Here is a 13,756-nt window from a genome sequence, read left to right on the forward strand (position 1 = left end):
TCTTACAAAGCAGATGTCGGCGGTTCGAAACCGTCCGCGCCCACAGTGAGAAACCGCAGGTAGAGTGCGGTAACGGCCCCTCAGTCGGCAACGGCTGAGGGGCCGTTCTCGTCCCGGATGCCACATGGATGCCACATCCCCACCAGCAGGCGTGCAGGACCGTCCCTCGAAAGAGTGATGTACAGATCGTCGACAGTGCGTAGAGTGCTGACTACTGAGCAGGCCGACGCGTCTCCCCGCGCGCGTCAGACGCATGCTGCTCGCCATCCTGTGGCCGCTGTGCGGGGAGGCCAGCGCCACAGGCAGGGACCCCCGCCGTACTCGTCGGCGGGGGTCTTCTCGTACACGGTAGGCGACATGGCACCGCCCCGTCCCACGATGGGACGGGGCGGCTCAGCTCTGACCGAATCAGAGCGCTGGGCGACCAGCGGCGGACGCATGTACACCGCTAGCGCCCGGTCCGCTCCGCTCAGCGAGCCGAGGGAGCGGACGCGGGTGGGGTCTGAGGCGAGTACCCAGCCCCGGCCAAGGTCACACGTTTTACCTGGCCAGGTAAAGACAGGATGATCATGGTCGGATGTCGTAGGGAGAGTGCCAGCCGACCAACCCGCCTGGGTCCTCACCCGCCGCGAGATGATCGGCGCCCGCATCCGGGACGCCCGACTTCACGCCAACCTCTCGCAGATCGAACTAGGGACCCGCGTCGGCGTCGATCACAAAACGATCCATCGCATCGAGTACGGCACATCCGACCCCGGTCTCGGGCTGCTGCTCCAACTCGCTCACGCACTCGGCGTCCCGCTACACGACCTCGTGAAGTAGCCCCGGCCGGGGGACGGTCCGGCCGGGGCAGTCTTCGACCGGCTACGCGATGACGAACCCGCGCGCAGGCCGGCGGAGCGCAGCCACAGCCACAGCAGCGCGAGTCTCCTCCGTGATGTCACGGCCAGCGCCGTCGACCACCCGCCACAGGCCCGCCGGGTGCTCCGGGTCTACCGGCACGAGGTCCCCAGGGATCCCGTGCCGGCGCATCGAGTCGTGCAGTGCAGAGACGTCGCGCGCTTCCATGGCTGTCCTTCCGTCGGCGGGCCGCCGAGCCTAGTCCCCGCCGCCGGTCGTCGCGCAGCCTCCGGGGTTGATCGGGCCACAGCCGCCCGGCATCGGGGTGTGATTGCAGTTCGCGGCCACCGTGACCAACGACTTCCGTGGCCCGCCCCAGAGTTCAGCGTCCGGGGTGTACCCGGCCTGCTCGATCAGGGCCACGGTGCGGGTGAGGACGTCCGGGTCGAACCGGGACTCGTCGGGCCGCTCCGGGTAGTGGTGGACGGTCCGGCCGAGGCGGCTGCACAGGGTGGCGTACAGGTGCGTGTGGAGAATGAGCGCGTGCCAGCCCTCGTCGACCTCGCGGGTGGGGGAGATCCGCACCGTCGGGAACAGCGCCGCCGCGTGCACGAACTTCAGGGCCTCAACGACGATCCGGCCGGCCATGTCCGGCGCCATGCCGGGGTTGTTGTCGAGGACCGTGTGCATCACGCCGTTGAACGCCGCGTCGCTCAGCAGGGCGCGGGCGACGTTCGGGGTGCGGGGCCCTTCGGGGTTGGCCGAGCAGGGCGGCGGGACGGGATTCGGGCCAGTGGAGCAAGCCATTGCGTTCCTCCTGGTGGATTCCGATGGTGCAGGGACCCGCCTCACGGGCGGGAGTCACGGGGCGGTGCCGTACACGATGGCGGCGAGGGCACCGAGGCAGATCAGCCAGTACAGGGCCTGCTTCTGCCAGTCGGTCACCGGGCATCCGGGGCGAGCGGCAGCGCGTCGGGGCGGCCGACGAACGCGCGGTGCTGCTCCGTACGGTGCTGCCGCAGGACACGCACCATGTCGCGGGTCACGTGGGCAAGATCGCGCAGATACGACCAGTTGCCGAGCGGGTCCGGCGCAGGGCCCTTCGCCTGGAGGGCCTTCCACTGGCCGAGGGCGCCGACACCGAGGGCGCCGCGGCGGCACGCGGGGATGAGTTCGATACCGGCGGCCAAGCCCTCGACACGGGTCAGCAGGCGGTCGGTCGCGGACGCGATGGCAACAGAGCCGTGCGTGTGCGGGATGTCGAGCGCGGCGGTAGCGTCGCGCTCCGCCTCCGCCTCGGCGGCCTCCTCGGCGGCCGTGCACGCCGCGTGAAAGGCAGCGACGTCGAGCACGGGCTCGGCCGGTCTGTCGTGCTGGACGTTCTCGCGCATGGTCGCTCCCTACCGTCGCCGTGACCTGCGGTACGAACGACGGTAGGGCTGGTTCAGCCAGACAGAGGACACAGATTGTGTCCCCTCGGTCACGCAGCCAGTAGCCCGACCCGCACGGCGAGTTCGGAGGCGCGGCGCCGCCGGTCAGCGCCCTTCGACTCGACCTCTTCCAGGATGATCGCGCGGGCGTAGCCGTTGTACCGGATCGTCTCTGGTGCGGCCTCGTACGCCTGGTCCAGCGTCGCGATGGCGACGTCGGGCTGCCCGTCGAGCTGGTAGCCGCGGGCCTGCTCAATCCGGTGCCGGGCCCGCCGCGGGCGCGAGGGGATCGTGTCGGCGTCAGCGCGGGCAGCCTGCCGCACGGACTCCCGCCCCGCGTGCAGTTCTACCGCCACCGTCACAGCGTGGGCGCCCATGATGGCCTGCGAAAACGACGTGACGGGGTGGTAGTACGGGGCGGGAAGCTGCGCCGCCATGTCCTTCGCCGTGTCCCAGTACCGCCACGCCGTCGCGGTCTCGCCGCGTCGGGCCGCGGTGTAGCCGGCCTCGAACGTCAGCGCCCCGGCCACCGCGAGCACGTCGTCGGCGGCGTCGGGCAGCAGCGGGGTGAGGTAGTCGAGGGTCTGCTGCGTGATGTCGTCGGCGGCGTCGTAGTGGTCCGGGCCGGTGTCGCGGTGCGCCTGGGCGAGGAGCCACGCAGAGACGCCGATGGTGTGCGGGTCGGTGGACTGCTGGGCGGCGACCATACTCCGCTCCGCAACCCGCCACAGAAGTGAGGAGTCGGGCTGGTAGGCGAGAAAAAACTGCGACAGTGAGTACACCTCGGCGAGAACGGCCTGCGCGGCGCGCCAGTCGGCTGGGGCCTCGGCGTACTGCACGGCGAGTTGGGCGTCCCGGATGAGGTCCGGGAGCAGTGCGCCGATCTTCTCGCGGTGGTCCGGGGCGGAGTGCCGGGCGGCCCACGCGGCAGCGAGCCGCGCAGCCAGATGCTCGGCGCGGGGCGGCGCCGCGACGGGGGCGCCGAGCGGCAGTGCATCGACCGCGGCCCGGACGGCGGCGAGGCGGGGGTGGCCGGGGCCGATGAACAGGTCAGCGGACATGTCGGGGCGTCCTGTGAGTTCGGAGAGGTCCCGGATGCGTAGGGCCTGCGCGAGGCGCATGAGCATGTCGAGGCCGGGGGCTTGGAGCTGGCCGAGCTCGACGCGCTTCACCCACGAGCCGGACATGCCCACGAGGCCGGCCAGGACTTCGCGAGTCATGCCGCGGCGCTCGCGGAGGATCTTCAAACGCTGCCCGAAAGCAACCGGGTGGTCGTACGGGTCGGGGGTAGCATCAGATGACACGGCCTTGCCCCTCTCTGAACAGACTCGACACCTGTCAGGGTATGGGGCAGGGCCACTTTCATGTGAGCCCGAACGCACGAAAGCGCCCCCTGCCCGGCCCGAAGGCCAGACAGGGGGCGTTGCTGTTCAGCTCAGGCGCTGCGCATCAGTCGAATCCAGCTGCCGCCCTTCAGGACGGTCGGGGTGGTCGAGGACACCGACTGTGCCCACCGGAGCCGCAGGAACCCGGCCGTGCCGCCTACACGCAGGACACCGGCCGGCCGGACCACCGACCCCGTGGCGACGATGCCGATGGCCGACGAGGTGGCCACGTCGAGGCGGCTCTGCTTGATCGAGCCGATGTTCCCGGTGTTGCCGGCGGAGATGCCGGTCTCCGTCCACGACAGCGTCGCCCCGGCCGGGGCGGACCAGCCGAGGAGGATGTCGGCCGCCGGATCCGCCTCGACGTCGAGGAACGCATCGAGGGCGTACACGCCGCCAGCGACAACGGGGAGAGTGAGGTGGTCGTCGTCCTGGAGCGTGATGCTGCTGGCGACCGACTCGTCCGCCGCCTTGTGCACGAGGAGCACATCGGTGGAGCGGAGCGCGACCGCGTCCCCCGCGCCCTGCCCACCGAGGGGTGGCTGAGGGCCGGTTGCTCCGGTCGCGCCCGTCGGGCCCTGGATTCCCTGCGGGCCCTGCGCACCGTCCGCCCCCGTGGCGCCGGTCGGCCCGGCCGGTCCGATGGGACCCTGCGCGCCAGCCGGGCCCGCGGGCCCCTCCACGGGCGTGTACCCGGCCGCTCCCGGGTCGGCTGCGACGAGGTCCGTCACATCGATCGGGGACCCGTCGCCGAGCGGCAGGGCGAACACGCGGGTCCGGTGCGGGACCCCGTCGAGGCGCTCCTCCAGCCGCCAGTACCGGCCCGACGCCGGCTCCACCCCGTCAGCGTCCGTCGTCACCAGCGGCTGAGAGAACTCGCCGCCCACCAGGGGGATCGTGTCGCCGCCCGCGAGCACCTGCTCCCCGCTGGTGTCCGTCCACACCACGGGAATCGGGGTCAGGATGACCGTTCCGTTTGCGGGCTCGCCGTTGGCGGGGTTGGTGTACGTCCCGGTCACGGTCCGGGTCGCGGGCAGCGGCACAGCGGCCTCCCTACGGGTAGATGCGGCGGGCGGGGTCCAGCCCGAGGAGGACGCTTCGGAGCGGGCCCGGAGCCGGGGCGGGGTCGCGCTGGCAGACGAGGATGTCGGGGTCGCCCTTGTACGGCTGCAGGCTGAACCCGCTGGGGCAGTTCTGTCCGTTGGTGCCGTTGGCTCCGTCCCGGCCATCGGTCCCATCACGCCCCGGTATCCCCTGCTCGCCTCGCTCGCCCTGTACCCCCTGGGCGCCTGGTGGGCCGCTGGGCCCCATCGGGCCGACGGCTCCGGCCTGGCCCTGCTCGCCGGGCTGACCGCTCGCTCCAGGGGTACCGGGCTCGCCCGGCTTCCCCTGCTCGCCAGCGGGCCCCGTCGCGCCCGTCGGGCCGGGGATCGGTACGGGAACGGTGGTGCGCTGCGGCAGGTCCTCAACGGCCTGCTCCGGCTCGGGGGCCGCGGGCGCCTCACCGAGCGCCTCGACCTGGGCGCGCAGGACGCGAACATCACCCGCAAGGGTCGATGCCGCGTCCCCGCGTAGGTTCGCCTCGGCGACGGCCTGCTCACGCGCCGCCGTCTCATGACCGATCCGCAGCCACACCAGCACCACCGCGCCAGACAGCACGAGCAGCACAGCGGCCAGAGCGAACGACCGCCACCGAGGGGCGAGGGTGCGCGCGAGGGCGCCGGGCTGTCGATGCGACTTCACGCAGGGCGTCCTTCCAACTCGTCCAGGCGACGACGCAACTCGTCGCGCTCATTGGTCAGGTCGGCGATCTGCCGCTGGAGCGCAGCCGTTCCAGCGCGTTCGCCGGCGAGCTCGGCGTAGGCGGCAGCGAGGGCAGAATCCTTCTCGGCGAGCTGGGCGCGAAGCTGGTCGCGGTCTTCGCGGACCTTGTCGCGTTCCTCTTGCAGGTTGTCGACGAGAGTGGAATAGCCGCCGAGGACCGCGCCGGATTGCGAGGCGCGGTTCTCGCCGCGCTTCCCGACGACCGCACCGAGGGCCGCAGCGAGTCCGACGACGATGGTTCCGACGGCGCCGAGAGTCGCAACGTCCACGCGGTCCTCCAGCCATGGTGCGATAAGCGGCAGTTCGGGTCAGACACCAGTCGGCTTGACGGGCGCCGGGGCCGGGGACACCTGCCCGCGGGTCACCAGGGCCAGGACAGCGAGGACGACGGCGTTCAGGCCGCCGACGGTCTCCGGGGCCACCTCGAAGCCGTACGCGGCCAGCAGCGCCACCCCGGCCGCGACGAGACCGGTGAACGCGGACGGTGCGATCGGCCGGGTCATGGCCGCAGTGACCGCGGCAAGGACGCCGGAGATGACGGCGACGAGCGCGCCGGCCTGCTCGCCGGTGAGGCCCACGTTGAAGGTCACGAGGAGGGACAGGGTGGCGCTGATGGTGGCGATGACGAGCGCGGGCTCGCGGCCGAAGATGCGCACAGGGTTCTCCTTCAGGGGGTGATGGTGAAGCCGCGCTTCGCGGCCAGTTTCTTGAGGGAATCGACGCCGGGCTTCCCGTCGGCGTCCTTGCCGGTGAAGCCGCACCGCCGCTGCCACAGGGCATACGCGCGCCACGTGGCCGTGCCGTAGTGGCCATCAGCCAACGACGGGGCGAGGAGCCCCTCACGGACGAGGGCCTGCTCCACGACCTTCACGCCGTAGTACGAGATCGGCGTCCCGCGCTTCGGCGGATCGGCGTCCGCGGCAGCCTGGAGCTTCGACAGGTCCACCACCGGCTTCGCCGGAGCAGGCTGAGCCGGCTTCGTCGGAGGCTTCGGGGGCGCCGGTTCCTTCACCGCGAGCCGGTCGGCCACACGGTCGCGCATCGACGTCATGGCGAACCCGCGCGGGTCGGACTTGTCGTCGGACCACTCCGCGTGCCCGATGACCGACTTCGGGCCCCACCGGTGCAGCCGGCACAGCGCCGCGGCGGCCTTCTCGATCGCTTCCAGCTGCGCCGCGGGCCAGGGGTCTTTGCCGTCGCCGAGGTTCTCGCATTCGAAGCCGTAGAAGTGCCGGTTGCCGTCCACGCCATCGGAGTTGCCGACGTTCGGGCGCGGCGGCCGCTCGTCGTACGACTCGGCCTTGACTGCGGCCAGGACATCGGGGTCTCCGCCGCCGGCGTGGTTTGTGCGGCCGTAGCCGACGAGGTGGATGACGCCGTCCTTGGCGATGACGCCGTGGCAGAGCGGGCCGGGGAGGGTGGAGTGCCCGTCCCGGCAGATGCGGACGGTGGTCGCGGTGCCCTTGGTGACGGTGTGGTGGATCATCACGCCGTGGACCTCGCCCCACGGCCCCTTGTGGTTGCGGTTGTGCTCCCACCAGCGGCCGACCTCGACCACGGTGAGGCCCTCGGCGCGTAGAGCCGCCACGAAGACGGCAGCGGTCGGTGGTACGGCCATGTGCGGCCTCCAGACATGAGAAGGGCCCCAGCCGGGACGGCGTGGGGCAGCAGAAGAAGCGGGGAAGGTCAGGGGGTGGGTTCGATCACGGTGCGGCTGGTCTGGTAGCGGGCGACGTCCGTCACCGTGCCCCCGATCGCCTCGGCGAGCGCGGTCGCGAAGTCGTGGATGACCGCCTCCACTGCTGGGGTGGCGATGTCCGGGTCGCCGGGCAGCCCCACCGTGACCGGTGTGCCACCGCCGGGCCCCCACAGCTGCACCAGATACGCAGTGCCGGCAGGGTCCGGCACAGGGAACGTAGCCACGGTCTCTCCTTACGCAGGTTCGTACGTGACGGTGAAGGACAAGTTGTCGGTGTTGGCCCACGTGAACGGACGCGTCGGGTTCCACTCGGTCGGCGTTCCGCCCCCTGCCGTCGTCGAGGAGATGCACTGGGCGTAGTTGGTGCCCGACGCGACACGGCACTGCCCGGGGAACCATGCCGCGCCCCGGTCGATCGACGTGGCTGATCCGACCCAGTGGTTGTCAGCGTGGCCGAGGGTGGCGGCCATGAACGGGATCGAGAACTGGAACTGACCGCTGCCGTAGGTGGTCGTGCTGCCCATGGTCACGTTGCCGCGCACGGTGCACAGGCCACCGACCAGGGCGTATTCGGCTTCGATGATGCCGTTGCCAATCGCCGGGTTGGTCGTGGTGCCGGTCCACGACATGGTGTACGGGATCCAGATACCCGAGATCTCGTTGAGCCGGGTCGTGGTGATCCGGGACCCGGCAGCCCATCCGGTGTAGGTCATGAGGCCCCTCTCAGAGCGCGACGATCGTGGGTGTGGCGAGCCGCAGATCCGCGCCCGCGCTGTGGCCCTTGACGATGCCGTTGGCGGAGCGGGTGACGGTCATCAACTGAGGGTTGTGGATCACGAATCCGTCGTAGCGGATGACCGGGTTCACGTTCGTGTTGCCGGCCAGCGACAGCGACCGGCACCCCACCGGGTTCGCTGTGGTGATCCCGGTGTCCGTCGCCTGCACCTGCCATACGGGCTCCGACAGCGTCGGTGACCACACCTTGGCCGCCAGCTCGTCGCCGAACACCTGGAACCGCAGCCGGACATCGGTGGACGCGGCGTGCGTCAGGCCGGTTGTGAACGTGCCGAGCTGCGTCTCAACCCCGCCCACACGGGACCGGATTGACAGGATCACCGCCTGTGCCGTCGTGAACTCCAGGCGGGCCGTGTACAGGTCGTCGACGCCCGCGTGCCGGGCCATCAGACCGGCCGTCAGTGACGCGCCCGTGGCGAGGACGCTGGTCTGGATGTCGACCTGCACATCGACGTCCGGCACGGTCCATGCCAGCGTCGTACGGCGGGATGTGCCGACGGTCGCCAGGGTGTGTGTGCCCCGGCCGCCGGTCACGTTGTAGTCGGCCGCTGTACCGCCGTGGAATGTCCACGGGCCGCCGACATCTGCCGTACCCCACCCGTTGCTCACCGCAGCGGAGAAATCGTCCACGGCTCCGGACGTGACCGCGGTGACCGTGACTTCCTCCCCGCCCAGGGCCACATCGAACGGGCAGTCGGCCGGGTCCAGCGTCCACGCGGCGCCTGCCGTGGTCTGCACCGTGAACGAGGTGGCAGACGACGACACCGCCGCCGCCAGCTCCGACCCGTCCGTATCCACCCGGCCCAACTCGGCGTCGTCGACTACGCCGACGTTCCACGGCCCGGCCGGAGAACACGTCAGCGTGACCACCCACGTGTGGGTGCGGATGTCGTCGTCGATGCGCTGCACCAGCAGGTCAACCGGCCCCGGCGGCATCCACGAGGGCGTGTTGACGACCTGGATACGGTCGCCGATCTGCAGGGCGGTGACGGCGGGGATGAGGTCGGGCCGGTGGTGCAGCATGATTCGCACCGTCGGGAACCGGGCCTCGTCCCACGCGCCGAGGTGCAGCCGCCATCCGGCGATGCGTTCGGCCTGGGTGTCGTTGGCCAGGGACAGGGTGATGGACGTGTCGTACAGGCCGACCGCGTCCACTCCCAGCGGCCCGTCCTCCTCGACCGCCCGCCCGAAACTGCCGCCCTCGCGGTTCACCGTGACGTCGTTGACGAGCTGGAGATCGCTCTCCGTCGGCTCGAACGGGGACGCCACGTCCCCGGCCGAGTAGTCGAGGACGAGCGCCGGAACCTGGTTCTCCAGGGTGACCCGGTCCCGGTAGATCAGCGCCAGGGCCTGCGAGTCCTCGTAGAGGATGCCGCCGTCGGTGTCGGCGCAGTCCTGCAGCAGGTCCAGGAGCGCCTTCGGGCGTTGCGGGCCCATGGCCTCCGTCGGGCTCGTCGGGTCGCCCTCGGACACCGCAACCCGGACCGTGGCGGATTCTTCGTTCGCGAGGCGGGCCAGGCGGGCGCTGGCCGTCTCGCCGGTGTAGCCGTGGTCAGCAGACGCGTAGGCCGCCGTCACGCTCAGCGCGGAGAAGACACCGAGGTGTCCGACCCGGATGTCTGGCAGCCCCGCCCCGAACGTCGTGTCGATCAGGCTGACGTTGCCGAGCGTTCCAGCGACTGACGCCCCGACCGAGGACGTATTGCCCCCTACCGCAGTCCAGAGGATGTCCCAGTCGATGTTGCCGCCGTTCTGCACGGCCGTGAATTCCAGGCGCCGCCAGCCGGTGAACAGGTTCGTGCCTGTGCCGACTGGGTGGTTGACGACCAGCGCGCCGAGCACGTCATAGCCCAGAATGCTGCTGCTGCTCGCGCCGCTCGTGATGCGCCAGCGCCGTACCGTGCCGGTGGTCTGCCAGCCGAGCAGTTCCTGTTCCGAGCCTGGCGCGGCCCCGTCGACACGGTAGATCAGGCACAGGTTCCACTGACCGGTAGACGACGCGGGCGCGGGGACCTGGCCGCGCATCTTGCCGCCCGGGTCGACCGTGGGCAGCGCCGCGGAGCCGTTGAGGGTGTCGTCCTGGCCGAACGTGAACCCGGTGCAGCGCATGGGGGTGACGCCCAGGATGGGCGAGGCGGCATCGGTGGCGCCGGCAGAGTCCTCGAACGGCCAGTACGCCTGCGGGCTGAAAACCGGCACGCGGCGGGCAAGCGCGGACGCCAACGGCTTCTTCCCCTGCCCGAGACGCCGGAGGACGCCGGCGGTCTGGATCGGGGCGCGCTGGTCGTGGCCGCTGGTGTGCCAGCGGGCCGGCCAGTGCGGGACGGAGTGGAGGCGGCGCACCCGCCGGTCGGTGATGGTGGCGTTGGCGACGGTCCAGGTGCGTCCGGCGCTGTCCGCGAAGCTCGTCGTACCGGCGGCCTGCGCGGAGAAGTCCGGCGCCGCGACCACACTTCCGCCGATGCCGTTGCGGACCTCGGCGGCGTGGATCCTGCGGGCAGTCCTGGTGAAGCCGAGGACGGCGACGTCACCGACTTCCAGCGGCGCGGAGGAGTTGAAAATGCTGGTCGTGCCGCTGGTGGTCACGGTCTGGGAGAGCTGCGTCCACGGGCCCGCGAGGGTGGGCGCGGTGTAGTACGTGAGCGTGTAGCCGCCGAGCCCGTTGTTGACGTCGAGGGTGGCGCGTACGGCGGCCCGGTGCATGGGGACGAACGGCAGTACGGCGGAGCGGTGTTGGATGAGGTCGGTGCCGTTCGGCGACCACGTGAACAGGATCTCGCCCTCGCCCGTGATCATGAGGAGCCATGCCAGCTGCCCGCCGGTGACGACGTATTTCCCCATCAGCTCGTAGCCGATGGCGCTGCCGCCCCACAGCGACGGGGAGACGTCGGCGCGGACGTCGATGTCTCCGGTGATGTCGAGGGAGGCGTGGTCCGGGGTGGAGGCGCGGCCGGCGATGTCGTGGGGGATGTCGAGGACGGTCTCCCCGGCCGTGGTGGACACCCTGATGGGGGTGTTGCGGCCGAGGAGCCCGTAATACGGGCTGTTGGGGTTGCGGTTGGAGAAGAGGCCGTCCGGGGACTTGAGCACGAGCGCACCCGAGCCGGGGTCGACGGTGCGGCCTTCGTCGGTGCGGCCCCAGGACAGTTGGATCCCGGGGCCGCTGAAGGTGTTGTTCGTGATGTCGGTCCACGTGCCGCCGACTTTCGCCTCCACGCGGGCATCGGGAACCGGCATCGGGTGTCTCCTATCGTCCGAAGGTGGTCTGGGCGTCGCCGCGGCCGTCGATGCGGACAACGTCGCGGATCAGGTCCCGCATGGCGTCCGGGCCGCGGAACTCGACGATCACGCGCTGCGGCTGAGCGCTGCCCGCGTAGGCGGCCGTCTGCGGGCCCAGGGCCATGCCGGGCATCCCCGCGCCCGCGAGACCCATCCCAAGGCCGCCGAGGGGCAGCTGAGCGCCGCCCATCAGGTTCCCGATCGCCGACTGCACCAGCCCGGCGCGGGCGTTAATGCCCTCGGCGAAGCCAGCCGCGAGGGACTGGCCGGAGTACAGCGTCCAGCCCCGACCTGAGAACGGGCCCTCCTTCGCAGGGGAGAAGGGGAAGAACGCCCTCGCCCGCGCAACGAGGCCGGAGGCTGCGGCCCCGACGTCCGGCACCATCGACCGGAGGCCGTTGATGAAACCGCGCACCAGCGCCCGGCCCGAGGCGTACAGCCGCGAGCCCAGATCACCCAGCGCCGCCTGTGCCTTGCCCGGGAGTCCACGGATCGTGGTGACCGCCTCTGCGACCCGCTGCGCGATGCTCTCCCGCAGCTTCCGGAAAGCTTCGCTGCCTCTGTCACGGAGGCGGCCGAACGAGCCGGCGAGGTCGGTGGCCACGTTCCGGCCGATGGTCTTCACGTGCGAGAGGGCACCGGAGAAGTCGCCGGAGAGCAGCGCCCCCAGGGTTTTGACCGCAGGGATGACGTACCGGTTGATGAAATCCGCCAGCACCGACAGGGCACCGGACGTCAGCCGCGTCATGATCCCGATGAGCGGGCCGATCGCAGGAAGCAGTTTGCCGAGGAACGCCGTCGCGAGTTCGAGCACCATGACGATCAGCGGCGCAGCCTCGACGAGGAGGTCGGCCAGCGCAAGCCCCAGCTCGGTCAGGCTCGGCGTGAGGTCGACGAGGACGTCGGTGAGAAGGGGGAAGATCCGGGTCGCCATCTCGGTGAACGGCGGCAGGATCTTCGGCAGCACCTCGCGCGCGAGGGCGTTGAGGATCGGCAGGAGCACCTCGCCCGCGGTCTTCGCGAGCTGCGCCAGGAACGGCGCCGCCGCCTTGACGACCTCGCCGAAGCTCTGGAAGAGCGGGACCAACGCGGGCAGGATCGCGGCGACGAGATCGGCCGCCAGGTCCACGAACGGCAGTGCCGCCTCGACGATCTCGCCGACCACCTTGGCCAGCTCAACGAGCACGGGGCCGAGCGCATCCGCGATCTTCAGCAGGCCGTCGCCGAGGTGCTTCACCAACTCCTCGACCGGCGGGCCGAGGACCTCGAAGACCTGCCCAAGGGTCTTCAGCAGCGACACGAGGACCGGGCCGACAGACTTCCCGATCTGCGCCATCACACCGAAGATCGCCTTCAGGCCGCCCTGCACCTCAGGAGACGCGAAAGCGTCGGCAAGTTGGCCGGTGATGTCCTTCAGGACCCCCAGGAATCCTCCGCCGGATACCTCGGCCGCACCGAAGACACTGCCGATGATCCGGAAGACGTTCCCGGCGACCTCCGCAAGCTCGCCGATCAGGGCGATGGCGCGCTCGATGGCGTCCTGCATGGCCCCGGAGTCGAACGCCTTCTGCATCTTCTCGGCGAACTTGTCGAACGCCCTGCCCGCCGCCGCCGTCAGCTTCCCGAAGCTCGGCGCGGCAGCCGCAGCGACCTGCGTGAGACCCTGCACGATCTGAGCAGGGATCCGCGACAGGTTGTAGAGCCCCGTGTTGGCCCCGGAGATCGCCTGCCCCAGGGCGCCGGACTTGCTCAGCCCGACGGCCGTGTTGCCGACGTTCTGTGCCATGAGGTTCATGGCGTGGGCGGCGTTGAAGAGCCCGTTCCGCAGCACGGGCAGGGTGTGCTTGCCCATGTCCTTCAGGACCGTGTCGAGACCCTTGAAGAGCCGCTCCTGGACTCCCTGCTGAAGCTTCTTGAACTCCGGCTGCAGGGCCTTGACCTGCTTCGCGAACGCCTGCGCGCTGGGGGAGAGCTTCTTCAGCGCCTCGTTGAACTCCTCGGCCTTCGAGGGGTCCATCGCGGCCGATACTGCGTCGGACACGCCGACCATGCCGAGCTTGAGCGCGTTCGATGCGAGAACGACCGCGAACATGCCCGTGGCCGCAAGGCCCGCCGCCGGCGCGATCTGGCCCACAGCGGCAGCCAGGCCCGCCGCGAGCGGCACAGCCGCGCCGAGCTTGGCCGCGATCCCGCCGATCGACGCCGCCAGCCCGCCGAGACGTCCCGCCATGCCCGCCAGGCCGCGCAGGGACAGACTGAACCGGCGGCCCTCGTCGGTGCCTTCGCGGAGCCCGGCGGCGATCTGCTCGCCGAGCGTGGCGAACCGGCCGTCGAGGTGCCGCAGCCGGCCCTCGACGTCCCGCTGAAAGCCACGCATCCGCAGGTCAGCATCGGACAGGCCGCGGCGCATCCCGTCATCGTCGGCGTTGATGAGCGCGGTCAGCTCGCCAACGTTGAGCGCAGGCATACGCCCCTCCCTTCCCGGTGGTCAGGCCCGGCCGAGC

The 13,756-nt window shown here is 70.8% G+C and carries 13 protein-coding genes; 1 reads left to right on the forward strand and 12 read right to left on the reverse strand.

Annotated elements, in window-relative coordinates; genetic code table 11:
- Positions 1–591 precede the first annotated feature (591 nt).
- On the forward strand, positions 592–822 hold the full coding sequence (locus tag AB0D99_RS31840) for a helix-turn-helix transcriptional regulator (RefSeq protein ID WP_362370224.1): 231 nt from the start codon (positions 592–594) through the stop codon (positions 820–822).
- 276 nt (positions 823–1,098) lie between these two features.
- Here the strand turns inward: AB0D99_RS31840 and AB0D99_RS31845 are convergent, their stop codons facing one another.
- The 12 genes from AB0D99_RS31845 to AB0D99_RS31900 all read right to left on the reverse strand — a co-directional run bounded on the left by AB0D99_RS31845 (position 1,099) and on the right by AB0D99_RS31900 (position 13,719).
- Positions 1,099–1,647: a hypothetical protein gene (locus AB0D99_RS31845; protein WP_362370227.1), complete on the reverse strand. Its 549-nt coding sequence runs from the start codon at positions 1,645–1,647 to the stop codon at positions 1,099–1,101.
- A gap of 134 nt (positions 1,648–1,781) precedes the next feature.
- Positions 1,782–2,231, reverse strand: a complete 450-nt coding sequence (locus AB0D99_RS31850) for a hypothetical protein (protein ID WP_362370230.1) — start codon at positions 2,229–2,231, stop codon at positions 1,782–1,784.
- Between the two features lie 89 nt (positions 2,232–2,320).
- Entirely contained in the window at positions 2,321–3,574 is a 1,254-nt protein-coding gene (locus AB0D99_RS31855) for a helix-turn-helix transcriptional regulator (RefSeq protein ID WP_362370233.1), read from the reverse strand.
- Positions 3,575–3,705: 131 nt separating this feature from the next.
- Positions 3,706–4,698, reverse strand: a complete 993-nt coding sequence (locus AB0D99_RS31860; RefSeq protein ID WP_362370236.1) for a hypothetical protein — start codon at positions 4,696–4,698, stop codon at positions 3,706–3,708.
- Positions 4,699–4,708: 10 nt separating this feature from the next.
- On the reverse strand, positions 4,709–5,398 hold the full coding sequence (locus tag AB0D99_RS31865; protein ID WP_362370239.1) for a collagen-like protein: 690 nt from the start codon (positions 5,396–5,398) through the stop codon (positions 4,709–4,711).
- Positions 5,395–5,748: a hypothetical protein gene (locus tag AB0D99_RS31870; RefSeq protein WP_362370242.1), complete on the reverse strand. Its 354-nt coding sequence runs from the start codon at positions 5,746–5,748 to the stop codon at positions 5,395–5,397. Before AB0D99_RS31870 ends, AB0D99_RS31865 begins: the two co-directional genes overlap by 4 nt.
- A gap of 39 nt (positions 5,749–5,787) precedes the next feature.
- On the reverse strand, positions 5,788–6,135 hold the full coding sequence (locus AB0D99_RS31875) for a hypothetical protein (protein ID WP_362370245.1): 348 nt from the start codon (positions 6,133–6,135) through the stop codon (positions 5,788–5,790).
- An 11-nt stretch (positions 6,136–6,146) separates the two neighbouring features.
- Entirely contained in the window at positions 6,147–7,097 is a 951-nt protein-coding gene (locus AB0D99_RS31880) for an N-acetylmuramoyl-L-alanine amidase (RefSeq protein ID WP_362370248.1), read from the reverse strand.
- Positions 7,098–7,165: 68 nt separating this feature from the next.
- Complete coding sequence (locus AB0D99_RS31885) at positions 7,166–7,402, reverse strand: hypothetical protein (RefSeq protein ID WP_362370251.1); 237 nt, start codon at positions 7,400–7,402, stop codon at positions 7,166–7,168.
- Between the two features lie 9 nt (positions 7,403–7,411).
- A complete protein-coding gene (locus AB0D99_RS31890; protein ID WP_362370253.1) occupies positions 7,412–7,891 on the reverse strand; it encodes a hypothetical protein in 480 nt (159 codons plus the stop codon).
- Positions 7,892–7,901: 10 nt separating this feature from the next.
- Positions 7,902–11,210, reverse strand: a complete 3,309-nt coding sequence (locus AB0D99_RS31895; protein ID WP_362370256.1) for a hypothetical protein — start codon at positions 11,208–11,210, stop codon at positions 7,902–7,904.
- Positions 11,211–11,220: 10 nt separating this feature from the next.
- Positions 11,221–13,719 (reverse strand): hypothetical protein, encoded by a 2,499-nt coding sequence (locus tag AB0D99_RS31900; protein WP_362370259.1) that lies wholly within the window; start codon positions 13,717–13,719, stop codon positions 11,221–11,223.
- Between the last annotated feature and the right edge of the window lie 37 nt (positions 13,720–13,756).

Source organism: Streptomyces sp. NPDC047971 (assembly GCF_040653355.1).
GTDB lineage: Bacteria > Actinomycetota > Actinomycetes > Streptomycetales > Streptomycetaceae > Streptomyces.

Excerpts from the sequence above, each read along its gene's own strand:
- AB0D99_RS31845 (WP_362370227.1), bottom strand. The coding sequence starts at position 1,647 with ATGGCTTGCTCCACTGGCCCGAATCCCGTCCCGCCGCCCTGCTCGGCC.
- AB0D99_RS31850 (WP_362370230.1), bottom strand. The coding sequence starts at position 2,231 with ATGCGCGAGAACGTCCAGCACGACAGACCGGCCGAGCCCGTGCTCGAC.
- AB0D99_RS31880 (WP_362370248.1), bottom strand. The coding sequence starts at position 7,097 with ATGGCCGTACCACCGACCGCTGCCGTCTTCGTGGCGGCTCTACGCGCC.
- AB0D99_RS31890 (WP_362370253.1), bottom strand. The coding sequence starts at position 7,891 with ATGACCTACACCGGATGGGCTGCCGGGTCCCGGATCACCACGACCCGG.
- AB0D99_RS31895 (WP_362370256.1), bottom strand. The coding sequence starts at position 11,210 with ATGCCGGTTCCCGATGCCCGCGTGGAGGCGAAAGTCGGCGGCACGTGG.
- AB0D99_RS31900 (WP_362370259.1), bottom strand. The coding sequence starts at position 13,719 with ATGCCTGCGCTCAACGTTGGCGAGCTGACCGCGCTCATCAACGCCGAC.